This window comes from Streptomyces taklimakanensis (genome assembly GCF_009709575.1).
Lineage (GTDB): Bacteria > Actinomycetota > Actinomycetes > Streptomycetales > Streptomycetaceae > Streptomyces > Streptomyces taklimakanensis.
In genome coordinates, this window is the sequence record NZ_WIXO01000001.1 from 4,389,711 (window position 1) to 4,405,338 (window position 15,628).

Annotated in this window: 15 protein-coding genes; 12 read left to right on the forward strand and 3 right to left on the reverse strand. The window is 73.1% G+C overall.

What is annotated here, in order from left to right; all coding sequences use genetic code 11:
• Positions 1 to 51 precede the first annotated feature (51 nt).
• From ispG to F0L17_RS19535, 4 genes are all read left to right on the forward strand, one after another.
• A complete protein-coding gene (ispG, locus tag F0L17_RS19520; RefSeq protein WP_155072068.1) occupies positions 52 to 1,206 on the forward strand; it encodes a flavodoxin-dependent (E)-4-hydroxy-3-methylbut-2-enyl-diphosphate synthase in 1,155 nt (384 codons plus the stop codon).
• Positions 1,207 to 1,356: 150 nt separating this feature from the next.
• Positions 1,357 to 2,199, forward strand: a complete 843-nt coding sequence (locus F0L17_RS19525) for a GNAT family N-acetyltransferase (protein WP_162466442.1) — start codon at positions 1,357 to 1,359, stop codon at positions 2,197 to 2,199.
• Positions 2,200 to 2,233: 34 nt separating this feature from the next.
• The gene (locus F0L17_RS19530) at positions 2,234 to 2,767 is read left to right on the forward strand and encodes a GNAT family N-acetyltransferase (RefSeq protein ID WP_155072070.1); all 534 of its coding nucleotides are present in this window, start codon (positions 2,234 to 2,236) and stop codon (positions 2,765 to 2,767) included.
• Positions 2,768 to 2,888: 121 nt separating this feature from the next.
• Positions 2,889 to 4,601 carry a proline--tRNA ligase gene (locus F0L17_RS19535; protein ID WP_155072071.1) on the forward strand — a complete coding sequence of 571 codons (1,713 nt, stop codon included), beginning with the start codon at positions 2,889 to 2,891 and terminating at the stop codon, positions 4,599 to 4,601.
• A 94-nt stretch (positions 4,602 to 4,695) separates the two neighbouring features.
• Here F0L17_RS19535 and F0L17_RS19540 read toward each other — a convergent pair whose 3' ends face one another.
• The 3 genes from F0L17_RS19540 to F0L17_RS19550 form a co-directional block, all read right to left on the reverse strand.
• Positions 4,696 to 5,598, reverse strand: coding sequence for an aminoglycoside phosphotransferase family protein (locus F0L17_RS19540; protein WP_155072072.1), 903 nt, complete (start codon positions 5,596 to 5,598; stop codon positions 4,696 to 4,698).
• Between the two features lie 75 nt (positions 5,599 to 5,673).
• Entirely contained in the window at positions 5,674 to 6,216 is a 543-nt protein-coding gene (locus tag F0L17_RS19545; RefSeq protein ID WP_155072073.1) for a ferritin-like domain-containing protein, read from the reverse strand.
• Positions 6,213 to 6,761: a hypothetical protein gene (locus F0L17_RS19550; RefSeq protein WP_162466443.1), complete on the reverse strand. Its 549-nt coding sequence runs from the start codon at positions 6,759 to 6,761 to the stop codon at positions 6,213 to 6,215. Before F0L17_RS19550 ends, F0L17_RS19545 begins: the two co-directional genes overlap by 4 nt.
• Before the next feature lie 271 nt (positions 6,762 to 7,032).
• Between F0L17_RS19550 and rimP the strand changes: the two genes are divergently transcribed.
• The 8 genes from rimP to F0L17_RS19590 all read left to right on the forward strand — a co-directional run bounded on the left by rimP (position 7,033) and on the right by F0L17_RS19590 (position 15,536).
• Complete coding sequence (gene rimP / locus F0L17_RS19555; protein ID WP_155072074.1) at positions 7,033 to 7,584, forward strand: ribosome maturation factor RimP; 552 nt, start codon at positions 7,033 to 7,035, stop codon at positions 7,582 to 7,584.
• A 2-nt stretch (positions 7,585 to 7,586) separates the two neighbouring features.
• Positions 7,587 to 8,588 (forward strand): transcription termination factor NusA, encoded by a 1,002-nt coding sequence (nusA, locus tag F0L17_RS19560; RefSeq protein WP_162466444.1) that lies wholly within the window; start codon positions 7,587 to 7,589, stop codon positions 8,586 to 8,588.
• A gap of 159 nt (positions 8,589 to 8,747) precedes the next feature.
• A complete protein-coding gene (locus F0L17_RS19565) occupies positions 8,748 to 9,026 on the forward strand; it encodes a DUF448 domain-containing protein (RefSeq protein WP_162466445.1) in 279 nt (92 codons plus the stop codon).
• Between the two features lie 168 nt (positions 9,027 to 9,194).
• A complete protein-coding gene (gene infB, locus F0L17_RS19570) occupies positions 9,195 to 12,200 on the forward strand; it encodes a translation initiation factor IF-2 (protein ID WP_162466446.1) in 3,006 nt (1,001 codons plus the stop codon).
• 177 nt (positions 12,201 to 12,377) lie between these two features.
• Positions 12,378 to 12,671: a DUF503 domain-containing protein gene (locus F0L17_RS19575; protein ID WP_155072075.1), complete on the forward strand. Its 294-nt coding sequence runs from the start codon at positions 12,378 to 12,380 to the stop codon at positions 12,669 to 12,671.
• A gap of 104 nt (positions 12,672 to 12,775) precedes the next feature.
• Positions 12,776 to 13,279, forward strand: coding sequence for a 30S ribosome-binding factor RbfA (gene rbfA / locus F0L17_RS19580; RefSeq protein WP_155072076.1), 504 nt, complete (start codon positions 12,776 to 12,778; stop codon positions 13,277 to 13,279).
• A gap of 3 nt (positions 13,280 to 13,282) precedes the next feature.
• Entirely contained in the window at positions 13,283 to 14,191 is a 909-nt protein-coding gene (truB, locus tag F0L17_RS19585; RefSeq protein WP_162466447.1) for a tRNA pseudouridine(55) synthase TruB, read from the forward strand.
• Between the two features lie 406 nt (positions 14,192 to 14,597).
• Positions 14,598 to 15,536, forward strand: a complete 939-nt coding sequence (locus tag F0L17_RS19590) for a bifunctional riboflavin kinase/FAD synthetase (RefSeq protein WP_162466448.1) — start codon at positions 14,598 to 14,600, stop codon at positions 15,534 to 15,536.
• Positions 15,537 to 15,628: the final 92 nt, after the last annotated feature.

Genomic DNA, 15,628 nt, shown 5'->3' on the forward strand with positions numbered 1-15,628 from the left:
GAGTACGCCGCCGCACGGGGCGCTGAACCACAGCTTGGGGTTGCACACCACATGACAGCCATTTCGCTCGGAATTCCGTCCGTACCGGCCAAGCTGGCCGACAGACGGGTCAGCCGGAAGATCCAGGTCGGTTCCGTGGCCGTCGGAGGCGACGCCCCGATCTCCGTGCAGTCGATGACCACCACCGTCACCGCCGACATCGGCGCCACGCTCCAGCAGATCGCCGAGCTGACCGCCGCCGGCTGCGAGATCGTCCGGGTGGCCTGCCCCTCCCAGGACGACGCCGAGGCGCTGCCCGCCATCGCGAGGAAGTCCCAGATCCCGGTGATCGCGGACATCCACTTCCAGCCGAAGTACGTCTTCGCCGCCATCGACGCCGGCTGCGCCGCCGTCCGGGTCAACCCCGGCAACATCCGGCAGTTCGACGACAAGGTCAAGGAGATCGCCAAGGCGGCCTCCGACGCGGGCGTCCCCATCCGCATCGGCGTCAACGCCGGCTCGCTGGACAAGCGGCTGCTGGCCAAGTACGGCAAGGCCACCCCCGAGGCGCTGGTGGAGTCCGCGCTGTGGGAGTGCTCGCTGTTCGAGGAGCACGGCTTCCGCGACATCAAGATCTCGGTCAAGCACAACGACCCGGTCGTGATGGTCAACGCCTACCGGCTGCTGGCCGAGAAGTGCGACTACCCCCTCCACCTGGGCGTCACCGAGGCCGGGCCGGCCTTCCAGGGCACCATCAAGTCCGCCGTCGCCTTCGGCGCCCTGCTGTCCGAGGGCATCGGCGACACCATCCGCGTCTCCCTGTCGGCGCCGCCGGTGGAGGAGGTCAAGGTCGGCCTCCAGATCCTCCAGTCGCTCGGTCTGCGGCAGCGCCGGTTGGAGATCGTCTCCTGCCCCTCCTGCGGCCGGGCCCAGGTGGACGTCTACAAGCTCGCCGACGAGGTCACCGCCGGGCTGGAGGGCATGGAGGTGCCGCTGCGGGTGGCCGTCATGGGCTGTGTCGTCAACGGCCCCGGCGAGGCCCGCGAGGCCGACCTCGGCGTCGCCTCCGGCAACGGCAAGGGCCAGATCTTCGTCAAGGGCGAGGTCATCAAGACCGTGCCCGAGTCCAAGATCGTCGAGACCCTCATCGACGAGGCCATGAAGATCGCCGAACAGATGGAGAAGGACGGCGTGCTCTCCGGTCCGCCGGAGGTCTCCGTCGGCTGACCCGCCGGCCCGCCCGGTGCCACCCGCGCCGGGCGACCGCACGACGCCCGTACCGCGCCGTCGTCGCGGCCCGGGGAGGTAGAGTCGGGAGACCACACCCCCATCTCGGCACCCCGACCTCCCTCGGGCCGCACGGCGAGGCATTCCCACGTGTTGACGACCACCACCCGCGTCGTGGAGCCGCACGAGCTCGACGACGCCCTCGCGGTACTCGACCGCGAGCCCGTCGACAACGCCTTCGTCGCCTCCCGGGTCCGCGTCTCCGGACTGGACCCGTGGCGGCTGGGCGGCGAGATGTGGGGCTGGTACCACCGGGGGCGCCTGGAGTCCCTGTGCTATTCCGGCGCCAACCTCGTGCCCGTCTGCGCGGGGCCGGAGGCGGTGCGGGCCTTCGCCGAGAGGGCGCGCCGCCAGGGCCGCCGCTGCTCCTCCGTCGTCGGCCCCGCCGGACCCACCGCCGATCTGTGGGCCCGCCTGGAGCCGCACTGGGGCCCGGCGAGGGAGGTCCGCCGCCACCAGCCGCTGATGGTCGCCGACACCCTCCCCGAGGGCATACGGCCCGACCCGTACGTGCGGCGCGTCCGCAAGGACGAGATGGACGTGCTGATGCCCGCCTGCGTGGCGATGTTCACCGAGGAGGTCGGCGTCTCGCCGCTGGCCGGCGACGGCGGACTGGTCTACCAGGCCCGGGTCGCCGAACTGGTCGGCGCGGGCCGCTCCTTCGCCCGCATCGAGAACGGCAAGGTGGTGTTCAAGGCCGAGATCGGCGCCGTCACTCCGCGCGCCTGTCAGATCCAGGGCGTCTGGGTCGCCCCCGAGCACCGCGGCCGGGGCCTGTCCGTCACCGGTATGGCGGCGGTGCTGCGCTACGCGCTGACCGAGGTCGCCCCGGTCGCCAGCCTCTACGTCAACGACTACAACACCGCCGCCCGCGCGACCTACCGGCGGGTGGGCTTCCGCGAGGTCGGGGCGTTCATGAGCGTGCTCTTCTGAACCGCCGCGCACCCGTGAAGTAGGGTCTTCGACCATGGAGGACGTCGTGGTCGGTCCCCTGGACCTGGCAGCCCGGGTGGACGATGCGCTCGCCGTGCAGGCCGTCGCCTTCGGACTGACCGACGACGAGGTGGGCGTGCGCCGCCACATCGTGCTGCGGCACGCGGCCTTTCCCGGCACCCGCGCGCTGGGCGTCACCACACCGGGGGGCCGGTTGGTGGGCTTCGTCTACGGCATGCCCAACGACCGCGCCCAGTGGTGGTCCACGGTCGTCGAGCCGTACCTGCGGCGGGAGGGCAACGTCGAGTGGCTCGACAACGCCTTCGTCATCACCGAACTGCACGTCCACCCGACGTACCAGAAGCGCGGCCTCGGCCGGGAGTTGATCACCGCGATCACCGACGCCGCCGACGAGCCCCGCTCGATCCTCTCCGCGATCGACACCGAGAGCCCCGCCCGAGCCCTGTACCGTTCCCTGGGCTACCGCGACCTGGCCCGCAACGTGCTCTTCCCCAGCGCGCCGAGCCCGTACGCGGTGATGGGGGCACCGTTGCCGCTGCGGCGGTGACGGGTGCGCCGTCGCCGCCGAGGCGCCGGTAGGCTCCTTCGCGGGGGCGCGGCGCACCGACGTCCCCGGATCCGCACCCCCGTGCACCATCCGCACACCACACAGTCCGCAGGAGAACCCCATGGCAGCCCGTGTCCAGCGCATGTCCCGTCTGATGCTCAAGACGCTGCGCGAGGACCCGGCCGACGCCGAGACCCTCAGCCACCGGCTCCTGGTCCGTGCCGGTTACGTCCGCCGCACCGCCGCCGGAATCTGGACCTGGCTGCCGCTGGGCAGGCAGGTGCTGGAGAACGTCACCCGGATCGTCCGCGAGGAGATGGACGCCATCGGCGCCCAGGAGGTGCTGCTGCCCGCCCTGCTGCCCAAGGAGCCCTACGAGGAGTCGGGCCGCTGGGAGGAGTACGGCGACCTGCTGTTCCGGCTGAAGGACCGCAAGGGCGCCGACTACCTGCTCGGGCCCACGCACGAGGAGATCTTCACCCAGGTCGTCAAGGACCAGTGCGCGTCCTACAAGGACCTGCCGGTGATGCTCTACCAGATCCAGACCAAGTACCGGGACGAGGCCCGGCCGCGCTCGGGCATCCTGCGGGGCCGCGAGTTCCTGATGAAGGACTCCTACTCCTTCGACACCTCCGACGAGGAGCTGGCCGAGTCCTACCGGCTGCACCGCGAGGCGTACGTGCGGATCTTCACCCGGCTCGGCATGGACCACCGGATCGTCTCCGCCGTCTCCGGCGCGATGGGCGGCTCGGCCTCCGAGGAGTTCCTCGCCCCGGCGGCCGCCGGCGAGGACACCTTCGCCGACTGCCCCTCCTGCGGCTACGCGGCCAACACCGAGGCCGTCACCTTCCCCCTGGCCCCGGCCGGCGACCCCCTGGCCCACCCGCCGATCGAGGAGCTGGACACCCCCGACACCCCCACCATCGAGACCCTCGCCGACCACCTGGGCGTGCCCGCCTCCGCGACCCTGAAGAACCTCCTGGTCAAGGTGGACGGCGAGATCTGGGCCGTGGGTGTGCCCGGCGACCGCGAGGTGGACCTGGGCAAGCTCGCCGAGCACCTGGCGCCCGCCACCGTCGAGCTGGTCACCGCCGAGGACTTCACCGGCCGTCCCGCCCTGGTGCGCGGCTACGTCGGCCCGCAGGGGCTGGCCGGCGCCGCCTTCCGCTACGTCGCCGACCCGCGGGTGGCCCCCGGCACCTCCTGGATCACCGGCGCCAACAAGCCCGACACCCACGCCCGCAACGTGGTGTGCGGCCGGGACTTCGAGGTCGACGAGTACCTGGACGTGGTCACCGTCGAGGACGGCGACCCCTGCCCGTCCTGCGGCGCCGGCCTGAAGCTGGACCGGGCCATCGAGATCGGCCACATCTTCCAACTCGGCCGCAAGTACGCCGACGCCTTCGGACTGGACGTGCTGGGGAAGGACGGCAAGCCCGTCCGCGTCACCATGGGCTCCTACGGCATCGGCGTCTCGCGCGCGGTGGCCGCGCTGGCGGAGCAGACCGCCGACGCCCAGGGCCTGTGCTGGCCGCGCGAGGTGGCCCCGGCGGACGTCCACGTCGTCGCCGCGGGCAAGGGCACCCAGATCGAGCTGGCCCTGGAACTGGCCGACCGGCTGGCCGCGTCGGGGGTGCGCGTCCTGGTCGACGACCGTGCGGGCGTCTCGCCCGGTGTGAAGTTCACCGACGCGGAGTTGGTCGGCGTGCCGGAGATCCTGGTGGTGGGCCGGGGCGCGGCCAAGGGGCTGGTGGAGCTGAAGGACCGGCGCACCGGTGAGCGCGAGGAGCTGCCGGTGGAGGAGGCGGTGGAGCGGCTGACCGCCCGCGCCTGATCCCGTCACACCAGGGCCCGCGGTGCTTCCGCGGGCCCCGTACGTCCCCGAGGCCCCGCACACTCCGTACGGGGCCTCGGGGACGTACGGGCGGTCAGAGCCAGCCCGCGAACTCCACCAGCATCTCACCGTCCGCGCGCGCCCCGGCGGCGAAGTGCCGGGAGGCCGACTCCACCGCCCGGTACAGGCTCCAGGCACGCAACCGCTCCCGGTCCACCTCCAGGGAGTCCGCCAGTTTGCGCACCCGACGCCGGGTCAGGGAGGAGGCGCCGGAGGTGGCCCCCAGGTCGTGCAGCCGGTCGCGCACCAACCGGGCCAGGTCGTAGGCGCGTTCACCGACCAGCGGATCGGGGCCGACCACCAGCCAGTGCGCCCGCCCCGGATCGGCCGAGAGCACGGCGCCCTGTCGGAAGTCGCCGTGCAGCAGCAACTCCTCGGGGGCGTCGTCCAGGAGCGCCGAGCGCGCCTCCAGCGCCTCGTCGACCAGGGCGCCGGCCTCACCGGGCACGTGCTCGCGGATCCGGTCCACGGCCCGTGCGGTGTGCTCGGCCACGGTGGTGAAGGGGTGCTCCGCGCCGGTGGGCGCCGGTGGCACCCACAGCCGCCGCAGCGCCGAGGCCGCCTCCAGGTTGGCCTTGGCCTCCGGCAGGGAGCGCAGCGACACCTCGGCGTGCAGCCGCTCCAGCAGCAGCGCCCCGTCCCGCGGCGCCGCGTCCAACAGTCGCACCGCGCCGTGCCCGTCCCAACGGGCCAGGGCCGCCGCCTCCGCCGCGGCGCCGTCCGCGCGCAGCTTCAACGCGGCCGGGGTGCCGTCGGCGCGGCGCACCAGGACCACCAGGCTGCCGCGCCCACCGGGGGCCACCACCCGCTCGGCCGTCAACTCCCAGCGGGCCAACGACCCCGCCAACAGCCGGGGCAGGGACGCCAGCCAGGGGGAGTCCGCGCCCAGGGCGCGCACCAGCCGCCGCGGGGGATCGACGTGGGGAGCGGATGCCATGCGCGAGCGGTTCCCTTCGTCGTCCTGTCCGTCCGTGTACCCGCCCCCGTCCGTGCCGCCGGGCCCCGCGGAATCTCAGAAGGACTCCGGGGACGCCGTGGCGGAGCGCTCGGCGAGCCCAGGGAAGGGTACGCCCGTGCCGCGCCAGCGCACCGCGCGGACCGCGGCCTCGCGCAACGCGCCCGCCGCCTCCCGCCGCAGTTCGCCCTCGCCGGCCCGGACCAGATCGGCGTAGACGGCGGCCACCCGGTCCTCCAACTCGGCGGCCAACCGCACCGCGGCGGCACCGTCCGGCACCGCGAAGGGCAGCGAGTAGGCCGCGGCGGCGGGCTCGGGCGTGCCGCCCGTCCGCCGCACGGCGCGGCGCAGGGCGTCCCGCCGAGCGCGGTGCGCGTCGTACGCCTGGCGTGCCTCGTCGCGCCGGTCCTCGGCGATCCGTCCGCCCACCACGCCGTAGCCGTAGACGGCCGCGTGCTCGGCGGCGAGCGCGGCCTGGAGCGCGCCGAGCGCGGCGGCCCCCTCGGGAGCCGGGTCGGCCGACGCCGGGAGGGGGGTCCGGAGGCGGGTGGGGGCGTTCGCCGCCCGGCCGGTCCGTGTCGTTCGGGTCGCGCTGTTCATCTCTCGCCGCCGTTCGTGAGCAGATACGCGTGCGCGGCTCCCGCCGCCGCGACGGACGCCAACAACCGGGCCAGTTCGGGCGGGGCCCCGTCCAGGGCCCGGGTCAGGGCGGCGGCCGTGGCGCGTTCGGCGTTCGCCAGGGTGGTCAGCGCCCGGTCGGTGTCCTCGGGCACCGGGGCGCCGCGTCCTTCCCGCCCGGTCTCCCGCTCCGGCGACGCGGAGGGGGCCGCCGAGGCGTCGGGAGCACCGGAGGCGTCCTTCCGTCCGGTTCCGCCGAACGCCTCCACGTGCCGAGCGACGTCCGCCCGCAGCGGCTCCAGCCGTCCGGCGAGGGAGGGGTGCGCGGCGAGGGTGCGGTCGTAGCGGCCCAGCAGTTCGGCGCTGTGCCGCGCCGCGTCCCGCCGCAGCCGCTCCGCGCGGCCGGCCGACTCGGGCCCGGCGGCCTCGGGGCCACCGTCGGAACATCCGGTGACCAGCAGGGCGGCGGCCCCCGTGACCCCGGTGGCCAGCAGGCTCCGCCGGCGTGGACGCGAGTCGATCGACACGGGTGCTCCCTGGGGAGGTGGTTCGAACGGTACGCCGAGACGGTCGCGGGGACGACGGTGATCAGCGCCCTGCGAGCGTACCCGTGTTCGCACCGTCCCCCGCGACGGGTCACCTCCGTGCCCGCACCGTGCCCCCTGCGGGGGACGGCCGCCCGGCGCAGTCCGCCGGATCGTCTGGTCGGCGCGGCCCGTCGCAGACGATAGGCTTGACCCCCGAACCCCCAGGACTGGATGTTTCCACAACAGCACACGCGGCCGAGGAGTCACCCGGATGAGCACCACCCAGAGCGAGAGGCTGCGAGTACTGCTGGAGCCGCTCGCCGTCGGCAGAGGCCTGGATCTGGAAGAGGTCACCGTGACCCCGGCGGGCAGAAGGCGCGTCCTGCGCGTGGTGGTGGACTCCGACGAGGGCGTACAGCTCGACACCTGCGCCGAGCTGAGCCGCGCGGCGTCCGAGGTGCTGGACTCCACGGACGTGATGGGGGGCGCCCCCTACGTCCTGGAGGTCACCTCACCCGGCACCGACCGCCCGCTGACCGAGCCGCGGCACTACCGCCGCGCCGTGGGCAGGCTGATCAGGGCGCGGCTGACCGACGAGGCGGGGGGCGACGAACTGGTCGCCCGGATCACGGCGGTGGACGACGACGGGCTGGACCTGGAGGTCCCCGGCGTCAAGGGCCGGAAGCCCACCGCCCGCCGGCTCGCCTTCGACGAGATCGCCAGGGCCAGGGTCGAGATCGAGTTCAACCGCAAGGCCGCCGACAGGACCGACGGTGTACGTCAGGCTGCGGCCTCTGACGACGAGAGCCAGGAGGAGGCGTAGCCGTGGACATCGACATGAGTGCCCTGCGGGGCCTGGTCAGGGAGAAGGAGATCTCCTTCGACCTGTTGGTGGAGGCGATCGAGGCGGCGTTGCTGATCGCCTACCACCGCACCGAGGGCAGTCACCGCCACGCCCGTGTGGAGCTGGACCGTTCCACCGGCCACGTGACGGTGTGGGCCAAGGAGGACCCGGCGGACCTGCCCGAGGGCACCGAGCCGCGCGAGTTCGACGACACCCCCTCCGGTTTCGGCCGGATCGCCGCGACGACGGCCAAGCAGGTCATCCTGCAGCGGTTGCGGGACGCCGAGGAGGAGATCACCTTCGGCGAGTACGCCGGGCGCGAGGGCGACATCGTCACGGGAGTCGTCCAGCAGGGGAAGGATCCGCGCAGCGTTCTTGTTGACATCGGAAAGCTCGAGGCGATCCTGCCCCCGCAGGAGCAGGTGCCCGGTGAGGACTACTCGCACGGCACCCGGCTGCGCACCTACGTCGTGCGGGTCGCCAAGGGCGTCCGCGGCCCGTCGGTGACGCTCTCGCGCACCCACCCCAACCTGGTGAAGAAGCTCTTCGCCCTGGAGGTGCCGGAGATCGCCGACGGTTCGGTGGAGATCGCCGCCATCGCCCGCGAGGCCGGTCACCGCACCAAGATCGCCGTACGGTCCACCCGTTCGGGCCTGAACGCCAAGGGCGCGTGCATCGGCCCGATGGGCGGTCGGGTGCGCAACGTCATGGCCGAGCTCAACGGCGAGAAGATCGACATCGTGGACTGGTCGGACGATCCGGCCGAGATGGTGGCCAACGCGCTCTCGCCCGCCCGCGTGAGCAGGGTGGAGGTCGTCGACGCCGCGGCCCGGTCGGCCCGGGTCACCGTGCCCGACTACCAGTTGTCGCTGGCGATCGGCAAGGAAGGGCAGAACGCCCGGCTCGCCGCCCGGCTCACCGGCTGGCGGATCGACATCCGCCCGGACACCGAGCAGAGCGGGGAGCAGGGCGGGGAACGCTGAGCGGGAACGGCCGGCCCCGGTCCGTCCGGGGCCGGCCGGAACCGACCGGAATGAGGAGTGCGGAAGGACACGGAACGGCGTACCGTGCCAACGGTCGCCGCCCGTGCCCGCCGCCGACCCCACCAACGGCGCAATCGGCGCGGGGAGGTAGACTGAAAGGTGTCCGACCGGACGCGTGCCCGCGCATGCCCTGAACGCACCTGCGTGGGTTGCCGGGAGCGGTCGGGCAAGGGCGAAATGCTGCGTGTGGTGTTGGTCGAGGGCGAATGCGTTCCCGATCATCGCGGTACGCTGCCCGGCCGGGGTGCTTATCTGCACCCCACACCGACCTGTGTCGACCTGGCGGTCCGCCGCCGGGCGTTCCAGCGGGCCTTCCGGGTCCCTGGGCCGCTCGACACCGCGAAACTGCGGAGCGCAGTGCCGCGGGAGACACCGTAAGACGGCAAGCACGCACGACGCCCGTACGGCACCCCGCCGTACGGGAGAGGTACCTCGCGAGTTGGAAGTAGGTCGAGATTGCGATGAGCACTCGATGAGTACGCGATGAGTACGCCCATGCAGTAGCGAAGGTCCGGCGGACGATCCCCCCGGACCGTAAGGAGCGAAGTGGCTAAGGTCCGGGTATACGAGCTCGCCAAGGAGCTTGGAGTCGAAAGCAAGGTCGTCATGGCCAAGCTCCAGGAACTCGGTGAATTCGTCCGTTCGGCGTCCTCGACCATCGAGGCGCCGGTCGTACGCAAACTGACTGACGCATTCGACGCGGGCAACGGTGCCGGTGGCGCCAAGAAGTCCGCCGCGAAGCCCGCCGCGCCCCGCAAGGCGGCGCCCAAGCCGGGCGCCCCCAAGCCGGGCGCCTCCGCACCCAAGCCGGGTGCCCCCAAGCCCGGCGCGCCCCGGCCGTCGGCCTCCCCGGCCGACGCCGCCAAGAGCGCGCCCCAGAAGAACGTCCCGGGTCCGGGGCCGGCCAAGCCCGCCCCCGCCCCCGCTCCGCGTCCGGCCCCGGCCAAGCCCGGTCCGGCGCAGCCTCCGGCCAAGCCGGAGTTCACCGCCCCGCCGTCGACCGGTGGCGCGCCCAAGCCGGGCGCCCCGAAGCCGGGGGCCCGCCCCGGCGCGCCCGCGCAGGGCCAGGGCGGCGGCCGTTCCGGCGGCCCGAAGCCGGGCGGCCCCAAGCCGGGTGCCCGTCCCTCGGGTCCGCGTCCGGGCAACAACCCCTTCACCTCCGGCGGCTCCACCGGCATGGGACGCCCGCAGGCGCCCCGGCCGGGCGGTGCCCCGCGCCCCGGCGGTCCGGGCGGTCAGCGTCCCGGCGCCGGCCAGGGCGGTCCCCGTCCGCAGGCGCCCGGCGGCGCGCGTCCCAGCCCCGGCAACATGCCGCGTCCGCAGGGCGGTGCCGCGGGTCCGCGTCCGCAGGGCGGCAACCGTCCCAACCCGGGCATGATGCCGCAGCGTCCGGCCGCGGGTCCGCGTCCGGGCCCCGGTGGCCGCGGTCCCGGCGGCGGTGGCCGTCCGGGCGGTGCCGGTCGTCCCGGTGGTGGCGGCGGCTTCGGCGGCCGTCCCGGCGGTGGCGGCGGCGGCCGTCCCGGTGGTGGCGGCGGCTTCGGCGGCCGTCCCGGCGGTGGCGGCGGCGGCTTCGGCGGCCGTCCCGGTTTCGGCGGTCGTCCCGGTGGCCCCGGCGGCCGTGGTGGCACCCAGGGCGCCTTCGGTCGTCCCGGTGGCCCGGCGCGTCGCGGCCGCAAGTCGAAGCGGCAGAGGCGCCAGGAGTACGAGGCCATGCAGGCCCCGTCCATCGGCGGCGTGATGCTGCCGCGCGGCAAGGGCGAGACCGTCCGACTGTCGCGTGGCGCGTCGCTCACCGACTTCGCGGAGAAGATCAACGCCAACCCGGCGTCGCTGGTCCAGGTGATGTTCAACCTGGGCGAGATGGTCACCGCGACCCAGTCGGTCTCCGACGAGACGCTCCAGCTCCTCGGCGAGGAGATGAACTACGTCGTCCAGATCGTCAGCCCCGAGGAGGAGGACCGCGAGCTGCTCGAGTCCTTCGACATCGAGTTCGGCGAGGACGAGGGCGGCGACGAGGCCCTGGTGCCGCGTCCGCCGGTGGTGACCGTCATGGGTCACGTCGACCACGGCAAGACGCGCCTGCTGGACGCGATCCGCAAGACCAACGTCATCGAGGGCGAGGCCGGCGGCATCACCCAGCACATCGGCGCCTACCAGGCGAAGACCGAGGTCAACGACGAAGAGCGCAAGATCACCTTCATCGACACCCCGGGTCACGAGGCGTTCACCGCCATGCGTGCCCGCGGTGCGAAGTCGACCGACATCGCGATCCTCGTGGTGGCGGCCAACGACGGTGTGATGCCCCAGACGATCGAGGCCCTCAACCACGCCAAGGCGGCCGACGTGCCGATCGTGGTGGCGGTCAACAAGATCGACGTCGAGGGCGCGGACCCGACCAAGGTGCGCGGCCAGCTCACCGAGTACGGGCTCGTGGCCGAGGAGTACGGCGGCGACACCATGTTCGTCGACATCTCCGCCAAGCAGGGTCTGAACATCGACCAGCTGCTGGAGGCCGTGATCCTCACCGCGGACGCCTCGCTCGACCTGCGGGCCAACCCGAACCAGGACGCCCAGGGCATCGCGATCGAGGCCCACCTCGACCGCGGCCGCGGCGCCGTGGCCACCGTCCTGGTCCAGCGCGGCACCCTGCGGGTCGGCGACACCATGGTCGTCGGCGACGCCTACGGCCGTGTCCGGGCGATGCTCGACGACAAGGGCAACAACCTCCAGGAGGCGACCCCGTCGACTCCGGCCCTGGTGCTGGGTCTGACCAGCGTCCCGGGGGCGGGCGACAACTTCCTGGTGGTCGACGAGGACCGCACGGCACGCCAGATCGCCGAGAAGCGCGCCGCCCGCGAGCGGAACGCCGCGTTCGCCAAGCGCACCCGCCGGGTCTCCCTGGAGGACCTGGACAAGGTGCTCAAGGCCGGCGAGGTGCAGCAGCTCAACCTCATCATCAAGGGCGACGCGTCCGGTTCGGTCGAGGCCCTGGAGTCGTCGCTGCTCCAGCTCGACGTCGGCGAGGACGTGGACCTGCGCATCCTGCACCGGGGCGTGGGCGCGGTCACCGAGACCGACATCGACCTGGCGACCGGCTCCGACGCCATCGTCATCGGCTTCAACGTGCGCGCCGAGGGGCGTGCCACGCAGATGGCCGAACGCGAGGGCGTGGACGTCCGCTACTACTCGGTCATCTACCAGGCGATCGAGGAGATCGAGGCGGCCCTCAAGGGCATGCTCAAGCCGGAGTACGAAGAGGTCGAGCTGGGCACGGCGGAGATCCGCGAGGTCTTCCGCTCCTCCAAGCTCGGCAACATCGCGGGTGTCATCATCCGCTCCGGCGAGGTCAGGCGGAACACCAAGGCCCGTCTCATCCGCGACGGCAAGGTCGTGGCGGAGAACCTCACCATCGAGGGCCTGCGTCGCTTCAAGGACGACGTCACCGAGATCCGCGAGGGCTTCGAGGGTGGTATCAACCTCGGGAACTACAACGACATCAAGGTCGACGACATCATCGCGACGTACGAGATGCGGGAGAAGCCCCGCGCCTGACGCCCACCGGTGGTCACACCGGTGAACGGCCACGGAGCCTCCCGCCCCGGCGGGAGGCTCCCGGCCGTTAAACGCGTCGATCGACGGGAACCGGACGTGTACGGTTCTCGTGTCCCTGCCGGGCGTCGGCAGGGGTCCACTTCACGAGGCCTCACGGGTCGGCTGGACCCGCATCGCATGTACGTAGGCACACTCTCCTTCGATCTGCTGCTCGGCGACGTACGGTCGCTGAAGGAGAAGCGGTCGGTCATTCGCCCGATCATCGCCGAGCTCCAGCGCAAGTACGCGGTGAGCGCGGCGGAGGTCGGGGAACAGAACCTCCACCGCAGGGCCCTGATCGGCCTGGCGATGGTCTCCGGGGACGCGGGACACGTCTCCGACGTGCTCGACCGGTGCGAACGGCTGGTGGCCGCGCGACCGGAGGTGGAACTGCTGTCGGTGCGGCGACGGTTCCACGGCGACGACGACTGACCGGTGGCGGGCCGGACCGACCGGCGTCCGGCCCGGCCCGGTCCGTCGCCCGGGACCGCATCCGCATCCCAACCGAACGATCCGAAACAGAAGGAAGCAGACACATGACCGACACCGCGCGGGCACGCAAGCTGGCCGACCGCATCCGGGTCGTGGTCGCGGAGACCCTCCAGCGGCGGATCAAGGACCCGCGGCTCGGCTATGTGACGATCACCGACACCCGGGTCACCGGTGACCTGCGGGAGGCGACCGTCTTCTACACGGTCTACGGCGACGACGAGGAGCGCGCGGCCTCGGCGGCCGCGCTGGAGAGCGCCAAGGGCGTGCTCCGCTCCGAGGTCGGACGGCAGACCGGCGTGCGCTTCACGCCGTCGCTGACGTTCGTCCCGGACGCGCTCCCGGAGAACGCCCGGACCATCGACGATCTGCTGGAGAAGGCCAGGGCGTCGGACGCCCAGGTCCGGCAGGTGTCCTCCGGCGCCACCTACGCGGGTGACGCCGACCCCTACCGCAAGCCCGTCCGGGACGACGAGGAGCCGGGCGAGGAGACCGACGGCGACACCGACGACACCGACGACACCGACGACACGGACGGCGAGGGCGCCTGACCCGTGGCACGCAGCAAAGGCACCCAGGAGCCCGGCGGACTGGTCGTCGTCGACAAGCCCGCCGGCTTCACCTCCCACGACGTCGTCGCCAAGATGCGCGGCATCGCCCGCACCCGGCGGGTCGGGCACGCCGGCACCCTCGACCCGATGGCCACCGGCGTCCTGGTCCTGGGCATCGAGAAGGCGACCCGACTGCTGGGACACCTGGCGCTGACGGAGAAGGAGTACGTCGGAACCATCCGGCTCGGCCAGAGCACGGTCACCGACGACGCCGAGGGCGAGGTCACCGCCTCCACCCCGGCCGCCGGCCTGTCGCGCGAGGCGATCGACGCCGGGGTGGCCCAACTGACCGGGGACATCCTCCAGACCCCCTCCAAGGTCAGCGCCGTCAAGATCGACGGGAAGCGGGCGTACGCCCGGGTGCGCGAGGGAGAGGAGGTGGAGTTGGCCGCCCGGCCGGTCACCGTCTCCTCCTTCGCCGTGCACGACGTCCGCGAGGGGAGCGCCGAGGACGGCACGCCCGTCACGGACCTGCTGGTCTCGGTCGTCTGCTCCTCCGGCACCTACATCCGGGCGCTCGCCCGCGACCTGGGCGCCGACCTGGGCGTCGGCGGCCACCTCACCGCGCTGCGCCGCACCCGGGTGGGTCCCTACGGCCTGGAGGCGGCGCGCACCCTGGAACAGCACCAGGAGTCGCTGACCGTCATGCCCCTCGGGGAGGCCGCCGCCGCGGCGTTCCCCCGCTGGGACGTGGACGAGCGACGGGCCCGACTGCTGGCCAACGGCGTGCGGATCGCCATGCCGCCCGCCGAACGGCCCGGCCCGGTGGCCGTCTTCGGCCCGGGGGACCGTTTCACGGCCCTGGTCGAGGAACGCGGCGGCAAGGCCAGGAGCCTGGCCGTCTTCGCCTGAGGGAGGACGGGGCCGATGGTCGCCCGTTCCCGAACTCTCCGCTGGGGTGCCGGAGGGCGTCCGACTGCGGTGCGCGGCTCCGGCTCGGGCGGCGGGTCGGCGACCGACGCCACCGGGACACGCACCGTGGGGCGGGCGCCGACACCGGTGCCCGCCCCACGATCCCCCTCCTGTGTGCACCTGTTCCCTATCCACCCGGACGACCGGACTCACCCCGGCGGGCGGGCGCTCGGAGTGAAACGTGGCGCGCACCGGAGCACGCCGGCACCGTCCCCGTCCCGGCGGCCTTCCGGGGCCCGTGCCGTCGAGAGGCCGATCCGGTGCGGGTCCCCGTGCGAACGCGACGAAGGGTCATGGCACCCTTGGACCGGCACCATCCACTGGCATTCGGCGAGGAGCGGGCACTGTGCAGCGCTGGCGTGGCTTGGAGGACATCCCCGAGGACTGGGGGCGCAGCGTCGTCACCATCGGCTCCTATGACGGGGTGCACCGCGGGCACCAGACGATCATCGGCAGGGCGGTCGAACGTGCTCGCGAACTGGGGCTGCCGTCCGTCGTCGTCACCTTCGACCCGCACCCCAGCGAGGTCGTGCGGCCCGGCAGCCATCCACCGCTGCTCGCCCCGCACCACCGGCGCGCGGAACTGATGGCGGAGCTCGGGGTGGACGCGGTCCTGGTCCTCCCCTTCACCCGGGAGTTCTCCAGGCTCTCACCGGCCGAGTTCGCGGCGAAGGTACTGGTGGACCGGCTCCACGCCCGCACGGTCGTGGAGGGCCCCAACTTCCGCTTCGGACACAAGGCCGCCGGCACCGTGGAGACCCTGGCGGAGCTGGGCCGGACGTACGACTACGAGGTGATGGTCGTCGACCTGTTCGAGCGCGGCGAGGCGGGCGGTGGGGAACCGTTCTCCTCCACCCTCACCCGCAGACTGGTCGCCGAGGGTGATGTGCGGGGCGCCGCCGAGGTGTTGGGCCGCCCGCACCGGGTGGAGGGCGTGGTCGTCCGCGGTGCGCAGCGCGGACGCGAACTGGGATACCCCACGGCGAACGTGGAGACCCTGCCCCACACCGCGATCCCCGCCGACGGGGTCTACGCCGGGTGGCTGGTCGTGGCCGGCGAGTCGATGCCCGCGGCGATCTCCGTCGGCACCAACCCCCAGTTCGACGGCACCGAGCGGACCGTGGAGGCGTACGCCATCGACCGGGTGGATCTCGAACTGTACGGGCTCCACGTCGCCGTCGACTTCCTGGCCTACATCCGGGGCCAGGAGAAGTTCGCCACGCTGGACGAACTGCTGGAGCGGATGGCGGAGGACGTGCGGATCGCCAAGGGGCTGCTGGCCTGAGAGCGGGCACCGACGGAGCGGGCTTTCGCCGGTACCGAGCGCGGAACGGGCCCCGCCCCGGTCGTGGTGACCGGGGCGGGGCCCGTTCCGTA

Coding starts and splice junctions, on each gene's coding strand:
- ispG (WP_155072068.1), top strand. CDS start 52: ATGACAGCCATTTCGCTCGGAATTCCGTCCGTACCGGCCAAGCTGGCC.
- F0L17_RS19530 (WP_155072070.1), top strand. CDS start 2,234: ATGGAGGACGTCGTGGTCGGTCCCCTGGACCTGGCAGCCCGGGTGGAC.
- F0L17_RS19535 (WP_155072071.1), top strand. CDS start 2,889: ATGGCAGCCCGTGTCCAGCGCATGTCCCGTCTGATGCTCAAGACGCTG.
- F0L17_RS19540 (WP_155072072.1), bottom strand. CDS start 5,598: ATGGCATCCGCTCCCCACGTCGATCCCCCGCGGCGGCTGGTGCGCGCC.
- F0L17_RS19545 (WP_155072073.1), bottom strand. CDS start 6,216: ATGAACAGCGCGACCCGAACGACACGGACCGGCCGGGCGGCGAACGCC.
- rimP (WP_155072074.1), top strand. CDS start 7,033: ATGAGCACCACCCAGAGCGAGAGGCTGCGAGTACTGCTGGAGCCGCTC.
- F0L17_RS19575 (WP_155072075.1), top strand. CDS start 12,378: ATGTACGTAGGCACACTCTCCTTCGATCTGCTGCTCGGCGACGTACGG.
- rbfA (WP_155072076.1), top strand. CDS start 12,776: ATGACCGACACCGCGCGGGCACGCAAGCTGGCCGACCGCATCCGGGTC.